Source organism: Tepidisphaeraceae bacterium, assembly GCA_035998445.1.
Lineage (GTDB): Bacteria > Planctomycetota > Phycisphaerae > Tepidisphaerales > Tepidisphaeraceae > DASYHQ01.
In genome coordinates this window covers 62639-84459 of the sequence record DASYHQ010000056.1, presented here as the reverse complement: position 1 = coordinate 84459, position 21821 = coordinate 62639, and the positions used below count along the sequence as shown (strand labels likewise).

At 64.6% G+C, this 21821-nt stretch carries 13 protein-coding genes; all 13 read left to right on the top strand.

The window, feature by feature from the left end; genetic code table 11:
• On the top strand, positions 1 to 1170 hold a 1170-nt coding region (locus VGN72_21695; GenBank protein HEV7301964.1), incomplete at its 5' end, for a kelch repeat-containing protein.
• 586 nt (positions 1171 to 1756) lie between these two features.
• Positions 1757 to 3760, top strand: a complete 2004-nt coding sequence (locus VGN72_21690) for a polysaccharide biosynthesis tyrosine autokinase (GenBank protein ID HEV7301963.1) — start codon at positions 1757 to 1759, stop codon at positions 3758 to 3760.
• A 360-nt stretch (positions 3761 to 4120) separates the two neighbouring features.
• The gene (locus VGN72_21685) at positions 4121 to 5326 is read left to right on the top strand and encodes a sugar transferase (GenBank protein ID HEV7301962.1); all 1206 of its coding nucleotides are present in this window, start codon (positions 4121 to 4123) and stop codon (positions 5324 to 5326) included.
• Between the two features lie 323 nt (positions 5327 to 5649).
• Complete coding sequence (locus VGN72_21680) at positions 5650 to 7308, top strand: lipopolysaccharide biosynthesis protein (GenBank protein ID HEV7301961.1); 1659 nt, start codon at positions 5650 to 5652, stop codon at positions 7306 to 7308.
• Between the two features lie 10 nt (positions 7309 to 7318).
• Positions 7319 to 8485, top strand: coding sequence for a glycosyltransferase family 4 protein (locus VGN72_21675; protein HEV7301960.1), 1167 nt, complete (start codon positions 7319 to 7321; stop codon positions 8483 to 8485).
• Between the two features lie 92 nt (positions 8486 to 8577).
• Complete coding sequence (locus VGN72_21670) at positions 8578 to 9777, top strand: glycosyltransferase (GenBank protein ID HEV7301959.1); 1200 nt, start codon at positions 8578 to 8580, stop codon at positions 9775 to 9777.
• Positions 9774 to 10964 (top strand): glycosyltransferase family 4 protein, encoded by a 1191-nt coding sequence (locus tag VGN72_21665; GenBank protein ID HEV7301958.1) that lies wholly within the window; start codon positions 9774 to 9776, stop codon positions 10962 to 10964. Before VGN72_21670 ends, VGN72_21665 begins: the two co-directional genes overlap by 4 nt.
• Before the next feature lie 31 nt (positions 10965 to 10995).
• Complete coding sequence (locus tag VGN72_21660; GenBank protein ID HEV7301957.1) at positions 10996 to 12357, top strand: glycosyltransferase; 1362 nt, start codon at positions 10996 to 10998, stop codon at positions 12355 to 12357.
• 25 nt (positions 12358 to 12382) lie between these two features.
• On the top strand, positions 12383 to 13750 hold the full coding sequence (locus VGN72_21655; protein HEV7301956.1) for an O-antigen ligase family protein: 1368 nt from the start codon (positions 12383 to 12385) through the stop codon (positions 13748 to 13750).
• Complete coding sequence (locus VGN72_21650; GenBank protein HEV7301955.1) at positions 13747 to 14931, top strand: glycosyltransferase; 1185 nt, start codon at positions 13747 to 13749, stop codon at positions 14929 to 14931. Before VGN72_21655 ends, VGN72_21650 begins: the two co-directional genes overlap by 4 nt.
• Positions 14932 to 15442: 511 nt before the next feature.
• Positions 15443 to 18598, top strand: a complete 3156-nt coding sequence (locus VGN72_21645) for a right-handed parallel beta-helix repeat-containing protein (GenBank protein HEV7301954.1) — start codon at positions 15443 to 15445, stop codon at positions 18596 to 18598.
• A gap of 326 nt (positions 18599 to 18924) precedes the next feature.
• Positions 18925 to 21234 (top strand): ATP-binding protein, encoded by a 2310-nt coding sequence (locus VGN72_21640; GenBank protein HEV7301953.1) that lies wholly within the window; start codon positions 18925 to 18927, stop codon positions 21232 to 21234.
• Positions 21203 to 21658, top strand: a complete 456-nt coding sequence (locus tag VGN72_21635; protein HEV7301952.1) for a response regulator — start codon at positions 21203 to 21205, stop codon at positions 21656 to 21658. Before VGN72_21640 ends, VGN72_21635 begins: the two co-directional genes overlap by 32 nt.
• Positions 21659 to 21821: the final 163 nt, after the last annotated feature.

The following is a 21821-nucleotide window of genomic DNA, read 5'->3' as shown; positions in this document are numbered from 1 at the left end:
GTTGCCAATGGCAACTACACGCTACGCCTGCACTTCGTCGAGCCCGTGATGTCCGGCGCCAACCAGCGCGTGTTCAGCGTGGCGGCCGAGGGGCGAACCATCATCAGCAACCTGGATTTGCATGCCGAGGCCGGAGCCCGCACTGCGGTGGTGAAGTCGTTCGACTTGGCTGTGAATGACGGCACGCTGAACCTGCGGCTGTTCTCGACGAAAGATAATGCCATCATCAGTGGCATCGAGCTGGTGCCGCAGGATTCCGAATCGCCGCAGTTCACCGAGATTCAGTGGAGCGACCGCAATGCGGCCAGCCCGGTCACGCGGTCGGAAGCGCTCAAGGGCGTGGTCGACGGCAAGCTGTACGTGTTCGGTGGGTTCAGTGGCAGCGCCGGACCGATCGTGCGCTCCGACGTCTACGACCCGAAGACCAACGGCTGGACGCGCATCGCCGACCTGCCTGCCCGCATCACCCACGTGGGCGTTGCAGTGGTGGGGCGCGACATCTACTTCGCCGGCGCTTACACGGGCTTAAAGGCGACCGGGTACGACCAGTCCTTCGCGACGCGAAACGTCTGGAAGTACAACGTCGACTCGAACACGTTCACGAGCGTCACGCCGCTGCCGGAAGCGCGGGGTTCGGGCGCCCTGGTGTACACCGACGGCGCCCTGCACTTCTTCGGTGGCGTCGACACCAGCCGCAGGGACCGCGGGGAACACTGGATGATGAAGCTGGACGGCAGCAACACCTGGGTCGCCAAGGCCGTCAATCCCGATCCGCGCAGTCACATGGGTTACGCGGCGCTGGACGGGAAGGTCTATGCGATCGGTGGGCAACATAATACGGACGCTAACCTCACGACCCGCACAACCGTGCAGGCCTACGACCCGGCCACCAATAAATGGACGGATTTGGCGGGCATGTCGCGCGGAATATCGCATATTGGATCATCGACGTTCGCGATGGGCGCGCGCCTCATCGTCGTTGGTGGCGAGTACGCTCACCTGAAGGGCGTCGCCGACGTGCAGGCGTACGACCCACGGGCCAACGCCTGGACGCAGCTGACGGCGCTACCGTTCACTAACAACTCGACGGTCGCCGACGTGATCGACGGGTACATCTACAACACGACCGGCAGCCGCCAGTCCATGTACGTCGGTAAGCCGGTCGCATGATGGGTCAGGAGGTTGGGTAGAAAAGGATCGTGAAGGCCAAACCGGTCGAGGGCCGATAACACTCTGACAAAGGTTTGGCTGGTTCGGGTTCGAGTGATCGTTCGGGCAATGTCGATAAAATAGGCAGTCCGCAACTGACCGGAAATTGGCCAATCGCGACTTCGCGTGCGGCAGATGTAAGCAGCTAGGTCTGGTAAGACGTGCTTTTTTGGGCAGCAGAGTCGGTGAGCAGCGACCGAAACAGGCCCAACAGGATTTTTGCGAAATTGGCACCGATTTCGCTACGGAGACGTTCAGGAAAGGCCGCATGCAGGCGGAATCACCTTGACTTGGTACGATTTCCGGAGTTAATTGACGTTGCTTCGTGGGTGCCTGATCGTGGACTGTGGTCATTTAAGCGTCTGCGTTGTTCGACGTTGAATGGTAAGGTCCAGCTTCTTCCGGCAAGTGTCGAATTGACAACTTGGTGCTGGTCAGACGGGCGATTGTCCCGTGGCTGGTCAGGTAGTGCCGGGCCAAAGGCTACTGGTTCCGGTTGGATGAAGAAGCGCGGTGATTCCCTCTCAAAGAGCATTGGAGCGGTACGATGAGTTTTCTGTCGCGTAAGACTTCGGGCGAGCATGCGGCCGGTCGCCGTGGCGCCGAGGCGCACATGGTTGACGCCGGGGAGGGCGCCGCCGCCGAGATTACACCGAAGTCGTTGCTGGCGATCGCATGGCGTCGCAAGCTGACGGTCCTGGGTTGCGTTGCAGCCGCGATCGTGGGTGGGATGTTTTACCTGAAGAACGCGACGCCGCTGTACACGGGTTACTCGCAGATTTACGTCGAGCGGAACACGCCGCGCATCACCGCCGCCGCCGACGGCGCCGCGGTGTTGGGCAGCGATGAGAACTACGTGTACGTGCAGACGACGCTGCTGACGTCGACGCCGGTGATTGCCGACGCGGTCGCGCAGCTCGACACGGGGTCGATGGTCACGTTCGCCGACGCCACCGATCCGGTTCAATACTTGAAGTCCAACCTTGCGGTTGAGGTGGGCAAGCGCGACGGGACGATCACGGTCTCGCTCGACTCCCCCGTGCCGGCCGAGGCGACCGAGATCGTCGAGAAGGTCGTGGGTTCGTACAGCGCCCGTGTCTCGGCCGAGTACAAGAACACCGCCAGCGAGGTGCTGAAGGTGTTGGAGGCCAAGCGGGACCAGCAGAACGACGCGTTGACGCAGGCTCGCAAGGAGTTGGCCGAATTCCGCAAGGCGCACCCGACGCTCTCGTTCGTCGCCGCCGACAATCGGGGTGGTGGGCACATCGTCTATCAGCGGCTGGCGGACCTGCAGCGTCAGTTGACGCTGGCGCAGATCGCGCTGGCCGATGCTCGCGAGGCGCAGGAGACCGCGCAGCACATTCCCTCGGCCCGCGCCGCCGTGGCGGCGGCCGAGGCGAAGATGAACCAGCTGCAGGTCGAGTTCGACAAGGCCAAGGCCGCCGCCACCGCATTGAACAGCGAGGAAGCCGAGCACAGCGAACTGCTTGCCGACATCGCGCAGCGCGAGACGCTGCTGGCATCGCTCGAAGCGCGCATCCGCGAGGTCGACCTGACCAAGAGCGGTGACCCGATCAACATCCGCGTGCTGGAGAAGGCCTACGCCTCGTCGAAGCCCACCAAGCCGGAAGAGACGAAGGTCCTCGCCCTGGCCGGCCTGCTTGGCCTGCTGCTGGGTGGGGCGTTGGCCGGCATCCGCGAGTACGCCGACGACCGCCTGCGCAGCACCGACGACATCATCGGCGCGCTGGGCATGCCGGTGCTGGGCATGATCCCGCACATGACCGGCCGCCAGAGCCCCGCGATCCGTGGGCGAAAGGTGCAGCGCGAGTTCATGAGCGACGTCGCCGAGGCGTACCGGACGCTGCGCACGAGCATCTACTTCGGCACGCGCAACGAGCCGATCAAAACGCTGCTGATCACCAGCCCCACGCAAGGCGACGGCAAGAGCACGACCGCGAGCAACCTCGCGATCGCCATCGCGCAGGCCGGACGTCGCACCCTCATCGTCGACACCGACTTCCGCCGGCCGCAACTGCACAAGATTTTCGAGATCAAGGATGAGATCGGCCTCTCAAGCGTGCTGGCCGGGCGCGAGACGCTCGACAAGGCCATCCACTCGACGGGCGTGAAGGGCCTGGAGATCCTGCCCTGCGGGCCAATCCCCAGCAATCCCAGCGAGATCCTCAACAGCGAGGCGTTCAACAAGCTGCTGAACACGCTCGGCACGCGCTACGACCTGGTCGTGCTCGACAGCCCACCGGTGTCGCCAGTGACCGATGCCCGCATCTTGGGCGCGATCTGTGACGCGACGCTGCTGGTGCTCAAGAGCGAGAAGAACACCCGCAAGGGTGCCTCGCTCGCGGCCGACGCGCTGCACAGCGTCGGGGCACGCGTGCTCGGCGTCATCTGCAACGGTGTGATGAAGGCCAAGGGCTCCGACCAGTACTACTCGGGAATGGGATACGGCGTGATCCGTCCGAATTATCGGACCGGCGGTCACACCGGCGACGCCCGGCAGTTGCCTGCAGCTCAGATGAGCGATTCGTAAATGTTTATAACGGGCTGGCCAAGCCCGTGATTTTGATGGTACCTAAGGAATGAGTCGCGCTTTAGAGTGACTGCACGACCGGTCGTGACAAGGTAGCTGGGAATCGTCGTTCGGCAGTGGGTGTCGACGGAATTACCAGAATAAGTGGATGCGGACAGTCGATCGGTCGCGCGACGTGTCTAGAGGTTCGCATCCGGTTCGAAACTTCGGCCTGCCAGCCAGCAGGCCAGTGTCAGGGGTTGGGCGTCGATCACGACCTGAGCGGTCGACGCAGCAGTCCGGCTTGTCCGGAAGTCAGGGGAACGTCTTATGCGTACGCTTATGTCTGACGAAACCAGTGGAACGCGAGTGCTAAACCTTATGCGAGGATTACGCGGCGTTCATTCCCGAGCCGAGATCGACCGCATCATCCAGCGGGAGACCGCCCGCGCCGACCGCACGGGCCACGAGTTCAGCCTCGTGCTGTTCCGCGTGAAGTCGACGCGCCGGTTTTCCCTGAGCTCGCAACGGCTCGTGAAGATCGTGATGAACCGCGTCCGCAACACGGACGAAATGGGCTGGTTTGACGACAAGCACCTGTGCGCGCTGCTGCCCGACACCGGCGCCGCCGGCGCTTGGCGCTTCGCCGAGGACGTCTGCGACCTGGTCGCTGGCAAGGCGCCTCGACCGACGTTCGTCGTGTACAGCTATCCGACCGACTGGCTCGACGGTCACGGCCCGGCCAAGCGCCCCGATGCCGTCGACCACCCGCACCGTCGCTCCAACGACCACGGTCGTGGGCCCGATAACACGAGCGGCACCGGCGGCAACGGCCAAGGCGGCGCAAACGGGTCTGGTAATAACGGCAACGGATCGGCCAACGGTCATGCCCAGACTGAGCTGGCGCCGGTGGGCGTCGCGACAGTCTCGGGTGACCTGATGGACGGCCCGGCGACCAAGCCGCTCGAGAATCTGCTGATCAAAAAGATGCCCGTCTGGAAGCGCACGATCGACATCTTCGGCGCGCTGTTCGGCATCGTCATTGCCAGCCCGTTCCTGATCTTTGCTGCCGTCGGCATCAAGCTGACGGAACCGAGCGGCCCGATCATCTTCTACCAGCGTCGCAGCGGGTTGGGTGGCCGTCCGTTCTGGATCTACAAGTTCCGCACGATGTGCGTCGGGGCCGAGAAGATGCGCGACGCGCTCAAGGCGCAGAGCGAGCAGGATGGCCCGGCGTTCAAAATGACGCACGACCCGCGCATCACGCGCATCGGCCGGTTCCTGCGCAAGACCAGCATCGACGAACTGCCGCAGCTGTTCAACATCCTCAAGGGTGATATGACGCTCGTCGGCCCGCGCCCACTGCCGGTCAGCGAGCAGACCGCCTGCCAGATCTGGCAGCGTCGCCGTCTGGATGTAACTCCTGGTCTGACCTGCATTTGGCAGGTAAAGGGCCGCAGCCAGGTGACGTTCGCCGAGTGGATGCGTATGGACCTGCGATACATCCGCCGTCGTACGCTTTGGCACGACATGTCCCTGATCGCCCAAACGGTCAAGAGCGTCCTGATGCGTCGCGGCGCGGTGTAGGATCGAGTTGCGCCGGACGATAATTGCTGGCGCGGTGCGGTTTTCGGTTGATCGGTTCACTATACCTTCCGGCAAACGCCGATACTGTGCGGGTGCGGTCGCGCGATCGACCGCACCCGTTCTCGTTTTTCCGGAGCCGTCCGAGACTTCGCGCGGCAATTTTGCGCTCGACGCATTGGGGCGCCCGTCGAAATCGTGTAGCGTGACGGGGGACGGGAGGGATGCCGGATCAATGCAGCGACCGGTTCGGCAGTCGGTCGGTGTATGTTTGAAAGGGACAGGAGCAAGCGAACGCCCCTGTCGGTACGGAGTGCAGCACGTCGATGAGCAACGCTTCCGATAAGGACCGCTTCTTCGCCACCGACCACCTCAAGTCCGACCTCAAGGGCCGTTCGGTGCGTGGCGGGGCAATGACGGTGCTCACGCAGGTGATGCGCTTCGGCGTGAACATGGGCACCACGGTCGTCCTGGCGCGCATGCTGTCGCCGGACGACTTCGGTCTGGTCGGCATGCTGTTCGCGATCCTGCTGTTCGTGGAAATGTTCCGCGACATGGGGCTATCGTCGGCGACGATCCAGCAGCCCACGATCACGCACGCTCAGGTCAGCACCCTGTTCTGGTTCAACATCCTCTTCAGCGTCGCCATCGCCAGCGTGATGGTGGCGGCGTCGCCGCTTATTAGCGCGTTTTACGGAAAGCCGGAACTGACGGGCATCGGGTACGGCCTATCGTTGATGTTCCTGGCCAGCGGTTTCGGCGCGCAGCACGGGGCGCTGTTGACGCGGCAGATGCGCTACAAGGTGCAGGCGATCGTGACGGTCATCGCGATGCTCACCAGTTCCGTCGCGTCCATCGCCGCAGCCTACTATGGGTACGGTTATTGGGCATTGGTGGTGGGGTACGTCCTGCAGGCGGTCGTTATGACGATCGGCCTGTGGATCGCGTCGGGCTGGATCCCCGGCCTGCCCAGCCGCTCGTGCAACGTGCGACCCATGCTGAAGTACGGCGTGAACTTCGCCGCCTTCGGGTTCGTGAACCAGTTTGCCCGCTCGACCGACAGCATCCTGATCGGCAAGTACGCCGGCGCGACCGAGGTGGGTTTGTACACGAAGGCGTACCAACTCGTGTTGATGCCGATCTTGCAGATCAACACCCCGTTGACCCGCGTTGCGATGCCCGCGCTTAGCCGCCTGCAGGACGAGCCGGAACGCTACCGTGCGTTTTACGTCAAGGCTGTGGGCCTGGCGACGTTCTTCGGCATGCCGGTCGTCGCGTTCCTGTTCGTCGCCGCCGACGCTGCGATCGAACTGATGCTGGGCAGCCAGTGGGGCGGTGCCGTCCCACTGTTCCGCATCTTGGGACCGGCCGCGTTTTTCGGCACGTTCAACATCGCCACCGGGTGGGTCTACGCGTCGCTGGGACACACGGATCGGCAGTTCCGGTGGGGCCTGATTACGTCGACGGTCACGGTGATCGCGTTCGTCATCGGCCTGAAGATCGCCGGCACCGAAGGGGTGGCGGCGGCGTTCAGCATCACCTACTGCGCATTGACGGTTGGCCCCGCGGGCCTATGGTACTGTTTCCGCGGCACGCACATGCGCCTGGGCGACGCTTGGGACGCGCTCTGGCGACCAGGCGTCACCTCGATCGGCGCCGCCATCGCGACGCTGGCACTGATGATCGTCGTGCCGCGCTCGTCGCAACCGTTCGTCGCGCTCGTCGCGCAGGCGGTGATCTACGGGGCGATCTACTTCGGCCTGTGGATGATCGTGCCGGGCGGTCGACAACGGTTACGTGACGTGCTCGGGATCTTCAAAATGCTCCGCGGCGGGCGCGGGGATGGTGCCAAACCCGGTGGTTTCCCCGTGCAGACCGTGCCCAATCCACCGACAGCAAGCGTCGCGGTGGCGGCCGACCTCGCGACGGTCGGGCCACCCGGCGATTCGCCCGCCAAGTCTTCCCCACCGGTGGTGACGCCATGAGGTGCCACCGATGATCGTTACCTGTCTGTCCTTCTACACCGGCCAAGGGGCCTGGGGCGCCGACCACTCGTTCGTCGAGACGCTTCAGTTGTTGCGCGAGCGCGGCATCGATTGCCGCGTCGTCTTCCCCATGGCCGGGAGCATGGGGTACGACATGGTGCGGGCGGCAGGGTTCGACGTGACGATCGTCCGGTACACGTCGTCGGTCTCGCGTGGGACGCCGATCATAAAGCGACGCCTGCGGAACGGTTTCAACCGGCTGGCAGCCGTGCGCTTAGCCGCATTGGCACGCGGATGGGGCAGCGACCTGATCTACAGCAACACCCTCAGCATTGCCGTCGGAGCGCTGGCAGCGCGGACCGCGCACATTCCGCACGTCTGGCACATCCGGGAATTCGGGCAGGAAGACCACGGGTGGACGTTCGACTTCGGCATGCCCAACATGGTAGATTGGATCGCCGGCTCAGAGGGGGTGGTTGCCAACAGTCGGGCAGTTGCCCGCAAATTCGCCGGTCTGACCCAACGTCCGGACATCGCGGTCGTCCACAACGCGGTCAGCCTGCGCGAGTCCGATGGTTCCGCTGCGGTCGCGATCCAGCCCCTACCGGCGGACGTGACGTTTCGCTGCACCATCGCGGGGCGCTTCATGGAAGGCAAGGGTCAGATCGAAGCGGTCGAGGCGATCGCGGAACTGCGGCGGCGCGGGGTGCAGGCGGGGCTCTGGCTGGTGGGGGACGGCGACGCGTCTTATCGTGCCAAGATCGTCGCTACCATCGCTGCCCGACAATTGGTTAATTATGTGCGGGTCGTGGGTTACGTCCCAAATCCGTTGCCCTATCTGCGTGCGGCCGACGCGGTTTTGGTCTGTTCGCGTGCGGAGGCATTGGGTCGGGCGACGGTAGAGGGTATGCTGGCGAGCAAACCGGTCGTCGCCACCGCCAGTGGTGGGACGCCGGAGTTGATCGACGACGGTCGCACGGGGTTGTTATACCCACCGGGCGACGTCGCGGCGCTGGCAGATCGGTTGGCTTGGCTTGCCGGTGACGCGACACGGCGTGCCACGATTGGTCGGGCCGCTGCCGAACATGCGAGGGTCGCGTTCGCGCCGCAGCGTTACGGTGACGAACTGGTCGCCGCCTTGAAGCGGGCCGTTGCGGTGACCGCAAACGGTTCGTAAAGGGGAACACGGCCGATAAAGGCTGACGAGCCGAATGCGCCGTGATCGCAAACGCTTGGCCCCCAGTAGGCCGATGGTGTGTCAAGGAACCGATGACCGCTGCGACCATGCAGACAACGCCCCGACAGTTCGCGATCTTCCTGCCCGCGTTATCGGGCGGTGGGGCGGAACGTGCGATGGTCAACCTCGCTGGGGGGCTGTTGGCGCGCGGCGTGCGCGTGGACCTCGTGCTCGCTCGAGCGACCGGACCCTACCTGGCCAGCGTGCCGGCGGGGGTGCGCATCGTCGACCTTGGCGCCAATAAAATCCTGCCAAAAATCCGCGCGCTCGCACGCTACCTCAAGGAAACGCGGCCCCACGGGCTGATCTCCTGCCTCGATAACATCAACGTCGCCTCGGTCGCGCAGCGTATGGCCGGCGTGCAGACGCGCGTGCTGATGAGCGTCCAGAACCACGTGTCGAAGGACCTCGCGAGCCACGGCCAACTCAAGGGCCGGCTGGCGGTCGCGTTGATGCAGTGGATGTACCCGCGCGCCGACGGCGTGATCGCGGTCTCGCACGGTGTGGCCGACGACCTCGTGGACGAACTGGGGCTGCCGCGGGACCTCGTCAGCGTCATCCACAACCCGATGGTGAACAGCCGGATCAACGAGCTGGCCGCCGAGCCGGTCGACCACCCGTTCTTCGCGCCGGGGGCGCCCCCGGTGCTGCTGGGCATGGGACGGATGACCCAACAGAAGGATTTTCCCACGCTGCTGCGCGCGTTCGCGATCGTGCGGGCCAAGCGGCCGGTGCGCCTGTTGATCCTCGGGGAAGGGGAACATCGGGCGTCGCTGGAGTCGCTTGCGGGCGAGTTGGGCATCACCGCCGGCCTGTCGCTCCCCGGCTTTGTCGATAACCCGTACGCCTACCTGGCCAAGGCGCGGCTGTTCGTGCTGTCGTCGTTGTGGGAAGGCCTGCCGACCGTCGTCATGGAATCGCTGGCGGCCGGTACCGCGGTGGTGTCGACCGACTGCCCCAGTGGCCCACGCGAGATATTGGCCGACGGCGCGTTCGGTGAGCTGGCCCCAATGTCCGACCCCGACGCGCTGGCGGCCGCCATCGAGCGGTCGCTGTCGGTCGAACCCGACCGCGACGCGCTGCGCGCCCGCGCGCAGCTCTACTCGGCCGACCTGTCGGTCGACCGCTACTTGGCCGCGCTGGACGCGGGCGGCCCACCACGAACGGCGTCCCCGCACGCCACGGTAACCATGGCCGGCGACGCATCGCGCGCGAAAGCGAGCGTGGCATGAGGGTCGCGCACCTGCATAACGTCCGCCTCGAGGCGGCCAACGGCATCTACAAGGCCGTCGCCGGCCTCGCGATGCACCTGCCGACCGCGGGCGTTGACGTCGAGGCTTGGCACCTCGATGTTAAGGCCAAGTCCATCGTCGAACGGAAGGTCGGCACGACGACGATCTACGATCTGCCCAGCTACTCGCGCGGCGCCAGCGCGCTGCGCGGTTTGCCCGCCGAGACCCGGGCGTTCATCGACCGGCGGCAACGCGAGATCGACATCGTCCACATACACTCGGTCTTCCTGCCCAACAACGTCTCCGTCGCGCGGCGGCTGACCACCGTGCCGTACGTCGTCTCACCGCACGGTGGGTACGGTGAGCCGGTGCTGCGCGGCAGCAATCGGATCGGCAAGGCGGTGTGGCTCGCGATCAGCGAGCGCCCGATGCTGCAGCGCGCCGCGTTCATCCACACGGTCAGCGAGGCCGAGCGCGACGAGATCAAGGCGCGCTGGCCGGAACTGAACGTGCGTTTCGTCCCCAACGGGGTCGATCTGCCTGACGAACCGACCGACGCGCTTCCCCAAACGCGCGACTTCATCTTCCTCGGTCGCCTGGCCGTCGACCACAAGGGCCTGGATCGCATGGTGCGGGGCTTCGCGCACTACGTCCGCTCATTGCCAGCCGGGACGAAGCCTGTACGCCTGATCCTCGCCGGGCCCGATCACCGTGGCGGGCGCGCTGCGCTTGAACAGCTTACGGCCGACGAACGCATCGGTGAGTTCGTCCAGTTCGCGGGCCCCGTGTTCGGTCCGGAAAAGCTCGCGTTGCTGAACAATGCGATGGCGATGGTGCACCTGAGCCGATGGGAAGGCATGCCGATCGCCATCCTCGAGGCACTGTCGATGTCGATGCCCGCGCTGCTGACGCCCGAGACGAACGTCGGCGCGATGGTCGAACGCTACAGCGCCGGCGTCGTCGTTCAAGACGGTGACGACGCGGCGGCAGTGGCGAAGGCCTTTGCGACGATGGCGCAGTTGGCGGACGGGCCACTGGCAGCGATGCGCGCCGCGGCCCGTCAACTGATTCAGGACAACTTCACCTGGCCGATCATCGCGAGCCAGCAAGCTGCGTTGTACCGTGAGGCGTGCGGGCAGTTTAAGGTCGCGGGCCGCGCCGCCGTCGGTGTCGGTGGGACGGTATAGCCAGCTTGCGGGAGCGTGAAAGGATCGAGTCGTGGCCCGAGTGTTGATCAGCGCGTACGCATGTCGCCCGAACACGGGTTCCGAGCCGGGCATCGGCTGGAATTTCGCGACGCACGCTGCCCAGTCCAACGATGTCTGGGTCCTAACCCGTCCGGACAACCGCACGAACATCGAGGCCGCCGTTAACGCCGATCAGACCGGCGCGTTGTCGCGAATCCGCTTCGTCTACGTTCCGTTGACGGGTCTGGCCGCCAAGGCCGTGCCGGGCAAGCTGGTTCACGTGCGATACGCGATGTGGCAACGGCAGGTGGCCCAGGCGGCGCAGCGGCTGCATGACGAGGTGAAGTTCGACGTCGTCCACCACGTTACCTACGGGTGCTACTGGCAACCGGCCGGCGTCGCGGCGCTGCCCGAGGTGCCGATGATCTGGGGACCGGTGGGTGGCGGTGAATCGGCGCCGAAAGGGCTGCTGAGCGATCTGGACTTGAAGGGACGCGTCATGGAACGGGCCCGCGATTTCGTGCGATGGGCCGGCGAGCGCCGCGGCAGCGTCCGCCGGTCGGCGGCGCGGGCCACCTTGGCGCTGGCGACCACGCGCGAGACGGCCGAGTGCATGCGGGCGATCGGCACGCGCAACGTCGAGGTCTTCACGGCCATGGGCCTGAAGGGCACCGAAATCGATGAGTTCGCCACCGTGCCCGCCGCGCCGGAGAACGGTGGCGCGCTGAGCGTCGTCAGCGTCGGTCGATTGCTGGACTGGAAGGGCTTTCACCTCGGCCTGCGCGCCTTCGCGGAGGCGCAGTTGCCCGCCGGCAGTCGGTACGATGTGATCGGCGACGGCCCGGCCATGGCGCATCTGCGTCGCGAGGCCGAGGAGTTGGGCATTGCCGACAAGGTCCACTTCGCCGGCCAGCTGCCGCGCGAGCGGGCGATGGAACTGCTTGCGAAGTCGCAGGTGCTGGTGCATCCCAGCCTGCACGATTCGGGCGGCTGGGTCTGCCTCGAAGCAATGGCGATGGGCCGGCCGGTACTGTGCCTTGACCTGCACGGCCCAGCGATGATGATTTCCGAAGAGACGGGCGTGAAGGTACCTGCCAGCACGCCCGCGCAGACCGTCACCGGCCTGGCGACCGCCATGCGTCGGTTGGCGGGCGATCCCGCAATGCGGGACCGCATGGGCCAGGCGGGCCGGGCCCGGGCACGCGACGCGTTCTCGTGGACCACCAAGGCTCGAGAGATCGCGGCGCTGTACGATCGCGTGATCGGCGATCGCCCACTGGCCAGCACCGGCGCCACAGGCGCGCCGGGCCCCTCCCGCGCCCCCGTCGGTGGAACCGACCGCGCCGAGGCCGAGTCGTTGACGGCCTCCGCGACCACCGCGCCGCGAGAGTAGAGCGTCCCTGGAAGGAACCGTTGTCATGAGCCGTGCCCACCCCGTCGCCGCCGCCGCCGCCGCGCACCGGTCGGTCGAGTATGCGCCGTCGCGCGCTGACCTGCTGCCGCAACTGGGCGCCACGTCGGTCGCCGACGTCTACCTGAAGTTCCACTGCTTCGTGTTGATGATGCTCGCCCTGATGGGGCGCGGGTTCGCGTACATGGGCCTGAGCGAACTGTCGCTGGTCCTGAGCCTCGGCGTCGTGATCTTCTGCCCGGTGGGCGTCAAGCGGATCTTCACGCTGTTCCCTGCCGTCATCCTGCTGCCGTACCTGCTGTGGGGCGCGGCGCAGACGCTGCCGTACCTGGAGCAGTACGGCTTCCTGGCGGCGCGCGATGCGGCCCAATGGGGCTACGGGATCTGGGGACTCACGCTCGGCGCGATCCTAGCGTCGCGGCCGGCGAGAATCGTGACGTTGGTCACGCGGTATCGCTCGTTCGGGCGCATCGCGGTCTGCGTGCTGCCGCTGGCGTACGCCTACCACACGCTGATCGGGTTCCCACCGTTCATCAGCGGCATCGGATTCATCGAGTTGAAGGCGGGCGAGACGCTGGTGCACATCGGCGCGATCGGCGCGTTCCTGTGGATCGCGCCGATCCCGTCGTTCAAGTTGACGGCGCAACTGTTCGCGCCGGCGTTCGTCGTGGTCTTCCTGCTCGGCAACCGCGCGGGACAGATCGCGTGCATGCTGCAGTTGTGCTCAGCCATCATGGTGCGGGGCGTGACCGGCGCGGTACTGAAGACGGTGATGTTCATCTTCATCCCGCTCTCGATCTTCGCCGTCAGTGGCGCCACGATCATGCTGGGCAACCGCGAGGTATCGTTAGATCGGTTGACGGCCGCGGCGACGAGCGTGTTCGGCACCAGCGGCGAGTCGCGCTACGACAACACGAAGGAATGGCGCCTGAACTGGTGGGGCGACATCATCGACTACACGGTTTACGGACCGTACTTCTGGACCGGCAAGGGCTTCGGCGTCAACCTCGCCGACGACGACGGGTACCAGATCGCCTCCGACTCTGCGCTGCGCAGCCCGCACAACAGCCACATCACCATGTTGGCTCGCGCCGGCGTGCCCGGATTCATCATGCACGTGCTGCTGAACCTCACGTGGGCAACGGGCATGGCGACGTGCGCGATCGACGCCTACCGCAGGCGCAGGCGGACGTGGTACCGACTGCTGATGTTCCTCGGCATCTTCTGGGCGGCCATCACGGTCAACGCTGGCTTTGACGTGGTGCTGGAAGGCCCGATGGCGTCGGCGTGGTTCTGGACGATCTTCGGCACCGGTATGGCGGCGGTCTGGACCTACCGCAACGCGCCAGGCGCCATTCCCGACACCATCGTATGAAGGTCCTCTGCCTCCACAACCATTACCAGCAGAAGGGCGGCGAGGACCAGAGCTTCGCCGCTGAGGTGGCGATGCTGCGCGCCAACGGTGTGGAGGTGATCGAGTACCGCGTCCACAACGACGAGGTGAAGCAGCTCGGCACGATCCGCGTGGCGGGCAAGACGTTCTGGAACAGCACGTCGTACCGCGCGATCACCGAACTGTGTCGCCAGCACCGCCCGGACGTCGCGCACTTCACCAACACGTTCCCGCTGATCTCCCCGGCCGGCTACTACGCCGCCAAGGCGAGCGGGGTGGCGGTGGTGCAGTCGCTGCGGAACTTCCGGTTGATGTGCGTCAACGCGCTGTTCTTCCGAGATGGACACGTGTGCGAGGACTGCCTCGGGCGCACCGTGGCGTGGCCGGGGGTGCTGCACAAGTGTTACCGTGACAGCCGCGCCGGCAGCGCCGTCGTCGCCGCGATGACGGCCGCCCACCGGTTCGCCGACACGTGGCACGACCAGGTCGACCTTTTCTACAGTCTGACCGAGTTCGGGCGGCAGAAGTACATCCAAGGTGGCTTTCCCGGCGAACGCATCGTCGTCAAGCCGAACTTCGTCTACCCGGACCCCGGCATGGGCACCGGCGACGGAAACTACGCGATCTTCGTCACGCGGCTCTCGCCCGAGAAGGGCGTTCACACGATTCTGAAGGCCTGGGAGACGCTGGGGGCTCGACTGCCATTGAAGGTGGTGGGCGACGGACCGCTGCTGCCCTTGGTGCAGGCGGCGCGCGAGCGTGGGTTGAACGTCGAGGCGCTGGGATCGAAACCGTTGGCCGAGACGTACGACCTGATCGGGCGGGCGACGGTGCTCGTCTTCCCATCCGAGTGGTACGAGACGTTCGGCCGCGTGGCGATTGAGGCGTACGCCAAGGGCACGCCGGTCGTCGCTGCCGACATTGGCGCGATTGCCGAGGTGGTGGACGACGGCCGCACGGGACTGCGCTTCCGCCCGGGCGACGCAACCGATCTGGTGGCGAAGGTCAACGACCTTCTGGATGCGCCCCAACGATTGGCCTCAATGCGCGACGTGGTTCGCCGCGAGTTTGAGACCTGCTACAGCGCCGAGCAGAACCTGCATTTGCTGTTGGACGTATACGCCCGCGCGATTGCCTATTCCGCGAGCCGTCAATCGGCATAACGGTTTGATCCACCGCACATTTTCCCTCGATATTTCCGATGTGTCGCTGAATGTTGCCTGATCGTCAGGCAGGCGCGTCACATCGGGAAAAAAATGTTATTTATCCGGCATATCTGACTTGTACGGTCCTGTTCGATGGCTTATTTCATTGCCATCGAATATGGGGTTGCACGAACGGGCTGTTCGGCAACTCGGGCTGGTAACGCAGGTCTCGCCTGCGTCACTTAGGGAAGTTTGGACCGCAGTGGGTTTCGTCTAATACCGTCAGCATTGACGGCGTCGTCGCCCGGTCCCTTTTAAAACCAGATCGCTCGAAGTGCGTGACGCAACGCGACACGCACCGTGGATGGTCCCCCGACCGTCAGCAGTGATACCGCGCCCATTATCGGGCGTGAAGCCGGACGGATCCTGCGGGCTGGTTGGATTGCAAATGGAGTGGTAGCGCGAAAATAGTTTTCCAGTACTGGAAATAGCACCCAAATAGCGTCGGCCGCCAGTCGATGAGTTCACCATGACGTACAATAAAAAGAACAAGACGGCACGGACGAAAATCGAAACCCTTGAGGATCGCCGCCTGATGTCGACCTCCGTCCTGCAGGACGGGGTGTTGGCCGTCACCGGTGAAGCTCAGGCGAGCAACCGAATCAACCTCTCGCTCTCCGAGGATGGCTCGCGCATCCAGGTGACCGAAGGTCAAAAGGTGCTCCAGCGGGTGGCGCTCGCTGAGGTGAAGCGCATCCAGATCCGTGGGGGTTTGCTCAACGACACGATCACGGTCAGCTCCAAGATCGAGATCGGCGCCACGATCTACGGTGGCGCTGGCGACGACACGATCGTCACCGGTAGCGGCACCGACCTGGTGTACGGTGGTGACGGGAACGACAACATCACGGTCGCCCCCGGCGACATGGTCGTCGATGGCCACGGCAACAACACGATCAACCGCTCGGGCACCAACGCCGTGCTCTCCCCGCCGACCGCCCTGGACCTGCCGGGCAACGTCACGGTGAAGTCCCTCAACCTCAACCTCAACCTCAACGGCACCGGCACCGGCACCGGCACCGGCACCAAGCCCACGATCAATCCCGCGACCGGCGAGCAGCAGGTCGAGATGCCGACGTGGAACCCGTCGCTCCCCGGCGACCTGGGGCAGTTCACGTCCTCGAACAGCCCCGCGATCAACAACGTCCTGCTGATCGACGCCCGTACCGACAAGGTGATCGGCAACTTCACCAACGGCATGACGATCGACCTCTCGAAGTACTCCGGTGGCATCAGCGTGCGCGCCGACGGCAACGGATACACGAAGAGCGTGCGGTTCGGCGTCGACGGCAACAGCAGCTACCAAACCGAGAACTACGCGCCGTTCACCATCGCCGGTGACGGTGGATATGCCGACTACTGGTCCTGGAAGCCCTCGGTCGGGTCCCACACCGTCAAGGTGACCGGCTATGCCGGACCGAGCGCAACGGGCACCGCGTCGTCGACCAAGACGTTCGCGATCAACGTGATCAACTCGGCCGTCAGCGGTGGGACCACGACTCCCAGCACCAGCACGCCCACGATCAACAGCTTCTCGCTGATCGACCCGACGACCAACAAGATCATCGGTGAGATCAGGGACGGCGACACGATCAACGTGCGCACGTTGGCCAACGGCAAGTCGATCAACATCATGGCCAACGCCAACGGCGCCACCAAGAGCGTGCGCTTCGGCTACGACTCGAACTCCAATTATCGCCTGGAGGTCGGCGCGCCCTTCACGCTGTCCGGTGACAGCGGCAACGACTACTGGTCGACCGCGCCGTCGCTCGGCAAGCACACGGTCAAGGCGACCGCCTACGCCAACACGAGCGGCACCGGCACGTCGACGTCCAAGACGCTGACGTTCAACGTCGTCAACCAGACCGTCCCAACGACCACCCAGCCGCCGACCACGACCAACCCCAACATCCCGGCGCAATCGCCCAGCAACGGCAACGTGGCGCCGAACGTGTCGTTCATCAACCCGGTCGACCACGCCGAGCAGGCCTACCCCGGACACTACGTGATCCGCGCCGCTGCCAGCGACACGGACGGCAAGGTGAGCAAGGTCGAGTTCTTCGCCAACGGCACGCCGATCGACAGCACGACCGAGGCGCCCCACAGCGTCGCCTGGTTGAACGTCGCCGCCGGCAAGTACACACTGACCGCCCGCGCCACCGACAACGACGGCGCGCAGAAGTCGACGTCGATCACCGTCACCATCAAGAACCCGACGGTCGACCAGACCTTCTACGTGAGCACGAGCGGCAACAACAGCAACAGCGGCGGCAGCACGTCGAGCGCGTTCCGCACGATCAACCACGCCGCGAGCCTCGCAGGTCCGGGCGACACCATCGTCATCCTGCCCGGCACCTACCGCGAGTCGGTCACGTTGAAGACGAGCGGCACCGAGACCGCGCCGATCACCTTCAAGGCGCAGCAGCCGGGCACCGTCTTCATCGACGGGGCCGACGTCATGAGCGGCTGGAGCCGCGTCGGGTCCAGCCATATCTACAGCGCCGACTGGGACAAGGACTTCTTCACGAACGGCACCCGCGTTCACGGCAGCGTGCCCGAAACGGGCCACGCCGAGCAGTTCATCTACAACAACAAGATGCTGACGCACGTGCACAGCTGGTCGGCCCTCAGCGCTGGCGAGTTCTACGTCGATTGGAACGCCAACAAGGTCCACGTGTGGCTGCCGGACAACGCCGACGCCCGCTCGAAGACCGTGCTGGGGTCAACCCGTCAGACGCTGATGGCGACGACGACCGCCGCGTACATCACGGTGGACGGGCTGAACTTCCGCCACGCGGCCAACTTCCCGCAGCAGCCGGTGGTGCGCACGACCGACGGCTGGGTCGTGAAGAACTCGAAGTTCGAAATGATGAACGCCGTGGCGCTCGGTATCTACGGCACCGACGTGCTGATTCAGAACAACGTGATGACCAACAACGGTCACACGGGCCTGACCGGTCAGGCCGTGAACGGCCTGCTGGTGGACAACACGATTCACGGCAACAACACTCGTGGGTTCCGCGCCACGTGGGAATCGGGCGGCGGCAAGATGACGCGCACCGAAGGCCTCTACGTGTTGAACATGAACTCGTACAACAACAAGGGCCCCGGCTTCTGGCTCGACGTGCACAACAAGGACTTCGTCATCAGTGGCGGGTTCTTCCACGACAACATCGGCGTCAACAGCAATCAGCAGGGTCCCGGCATGCTGATCGAAATCAACGGCGGTCCCGGCCGCGTCCAAGGCGCCAGCTTCTACGGGAACGTGGCCTCGGGCCTGACCGTCGCCGAGAGCACGGACATCACGGTCCGCGGCAACTACTTCGGGCCGGGCAATCGTTTCGAACTGCGAAACATGGCGAACCGTCCGTACACCATCCAGAACATCAAGATCGAGTCGAATCGCTTCCAGAACTCGACGATCGCCAATGCCGATCCGAACTTCACCACGAATTCGTTCCGGACCATGAACGTCACTGCGGACTTCAACGTGTTCGACAATGACAGCAACGTCGCCTGGTACCACTGGAAGGGCGTCAAGTGCTACAGCGGCACCTCAATCTTCGACTCGCTTGGCGTCGATAAGACTGCCACTGCCGGCAACGTGACGATTCCGAAGGCATAATTCACTGATTCCGTTTCCTCCGTTTCAACATCCTAAGTCTTTCCGCGGGTGCGGCGAATGTCAGTTCGCCGCACCCGTTCTCGTTGTATCCCACCATGTGTTCCACCTTGATCAGTAGAGCGAATTCGGTGCCAGAAATGGCCGCGCCTAACTGAGCAAGATTGGACGTCGACACACGTTGCATGCATATGATTTACGATAGAAACTCGCGAGCGGCCAATGCCTCTTATATTTGGTTGGCCTGGGTCGAAATCAGTGAAATCCCGCTCTTTTTCAGTGGTTCCCCCGTTTTGCTGAACTCGGTAAACTTCGCCGGAACATAAGCGATGTCACCTTCGTCGATGACCATTCGAGCAGAAGACCAACTTCCGGCAAATCTTGCCGAATGCGATCGGGAACCGATCCATGTGCCTGAGCAGATTCAAGCTCATGGCATGTTTATGCTTGTTGACGCTGACCGAAGAATTCGTCGCATCAGCGAGAATGCCGCCGACTATTTTAACCGAGAGGCGACTGACCTTCTCGGCATGTCGGTAAATGATGTCGTGGATGACGCGACATTGAGACAGGTTGACGCCGTCGCGACGTCTTACGGATCAAACGCGGAAGCGCGCTGCGCCTGCACCACCACGTTGCCGGGGTTCGACCTGCCGTTCGACGTCATCGCATCGCTCGCGGGCGATCAGGTCATCGTCGAGTTCGAGGCGGCGATGACCCGGCCGTTCTCGTTTCGCGATTTGTACACGGTCGTGCGGCAGGCGGTCTCGCGCATGGAGTCGGCAACGTCCATCGAAGAGCTGACGCAGTTCGCGGCCGAAGAGGTGCGGCGCTTCACCGGCTACGACCGCGTAAAGGTCTACCGCTTCGACGCGAACTGGAACGGCCGGACGATCGCCGAGAGCCGGGCGGAACACATGCCCTCGTTCCTCGGCCTGCACTTTCCCGCCAGCGACATCCCCGCGCAGGCCCGGCGGCTGTACACAACCAGCCGCATCCGTCAGATCCCGGACATTCACTATAAGCCGGTGCCGATCCTGTCGCGCGAGACCGAGCCGGTCGACCTGTCGTACTCGATTTTGCGCAGCGTGTCGCCGGTGCACATCCAGTATCTGAAGAACATGGGCGTCGGCGCGTCGATGAGCGTGTCGATCCTGCGCAACGGCAACCTGTGGGGGCTCATCGCATGCCACCACGCGTCGCCGATCACGCTGTCGTTCGAGGTGCGGGCGGCATGCGATTACGTGGCGCAGGTGCTGGCGCTGCAGGTTGCCGCGCTGGAGGCCGCCGAGGCCGCTCAGGCGCGCATCCGCTACGCGTCGCTGCGCACGTCGCTGCTGGCGCGCATTGCCGGCGCCGAAGATTTCGTGCAGGCCATGGCCGCCAGCCCGCAGCAACTGCTGGGGCTCACCGATGCCACCGGCGCGGCACTCGTGTTCGACGATCGAACGCTGCTGGTCGGCGCCACGCCATCGCGTGAACAAGTGGCGGGGCTATTGCGGTGGATCGAGGGGCGCTCTGCCGAAGATGTGTTTGCGACGCAGTCGATCGCTCCCGTTTACCCACCGGCAGCGGCGTACGAGGACAAGGCGTGCGGGGTGATTGCGATCAACATCTCGCGCACGCGGCCGTCGTGGGTGTTGTGGTTCCGACCCGAAGTCATTCAGACCGTCAATTGGGCCGGCGACCCGCGCAAGGTCGGGTCCGACAGCGACGCGTCCGCCGCGCCCGAGGTGCCGCGGGCCCTCACGCCGCGCAACAGCTTCGACCAGTGGAAAGAAACGGTGCGCCACCAGTCGCTGGCATGGTCGACGTTCGAGATCGAATCGGCTGCCGAGATGCGCGACGCCATCGTCCGCATCGTGCTGAAGCGCGCCGAGGAACTGGCGGCGCTTACCGGTGAACTGCAGCGCACCAACCGTGAGTTGGAGGCGTTCTCGTATTCGGTGTCGCACGACCTGCGGGCGCCGTTCCGGCACATCGTCGGCTATTCCGAATTGCTCCAGAAACGCACGAGCAACCTGGACGACACGAGCCGCAGGTACCTGCGCACCATCACCGATTCCGCCCGCTTTGCCGGCACGCTGGTCGACGGGCTGCTGGCCTTCTCGCAGATGAGCCGCACCGCGCTGCGACCGATGGAGATCGACATGAGGCGACTGGTGGACGAGGTGATCGGCGAAGTGCAGATGGCCGAGGCGGGCAGCCGGACGATCACCTGGCATGTCGGTGAACTGCCCAACGTGATCGCCGACGTGACGATGCTGCGCTCGGCCGTGCGCAACCTGCTGTCGAACGCCGTCAAGTACACGCGCCCCAAGCCCGAGGCGATCGTCGAGGTGGGTCACCGCGTTGAAGGCAACGAAGACGTCTTCCTCGTCCGCGACAACGGCGCGGGCTTCGACCCGCGCTACCGCGACAAGCTGTTCGGCGTCTTCCAGCGGTTGCATCGAATGGAGGACTTCGAAGGAACCGGAATTGGCTTGGCGAACGTCAGGCGTACAATAGAAAGGCACGGTGGCCGCACCTGGGCCGAGAGCGCGCTCGGCGAAGGGGCGACGTTCTACTTCTCGTTACCAAGAAAGACCCAGCAGCAGGACCCAGCACATGGCCGATCTGAAACCGATACTGCTCGTTGAGGACAACCCCAACGACATCGAGCTCACGCTCGCCGCGCTCGCCGAGAACCACCTAGCCAACGAGGTCGTGGTGGTGCGCGACGGCGAAGAGGCGCTGCACTACCTGCGCATGGAGGGCATCTTCAAGCTTCGCGCCAAGGGCATGCCCTCGGTCGTGCTGCTGGACCTGAAACTGCCCAAGGTCGATGGGCTGCAGGTGCTGGAAGCGATCAAGCAGGACGCGGACCTCATGCAGGTGCCGGTCGTCATGCTCACCAGCTCGCGCGAGGAGCAGGACCTGCTGCGCAGCTACAAGCTGGGCGTGAACGCGTACGTGGTGAAACCGGTCGACTTCGGCGACTTCGTCGAGGCGATCAAGGAGATGGGCTTGTTCTGGGCCGTCATCAACCAGCCGCCACCGGGCAGCGTGACGTCCCGACGATGACGTTCCCATCCACCGAATGGCCACGCGCGCGTGCGATCGATTTGCGCACGCGATGGGGCGGGGCACATTTTTTCGTGCGTCGTGCAACGGGTCGATGGTAAGTGCGTGTCTACAATGACGACACGATGCCAGGTTCCGATCTGCCCGACCGTTGACGGCTCGC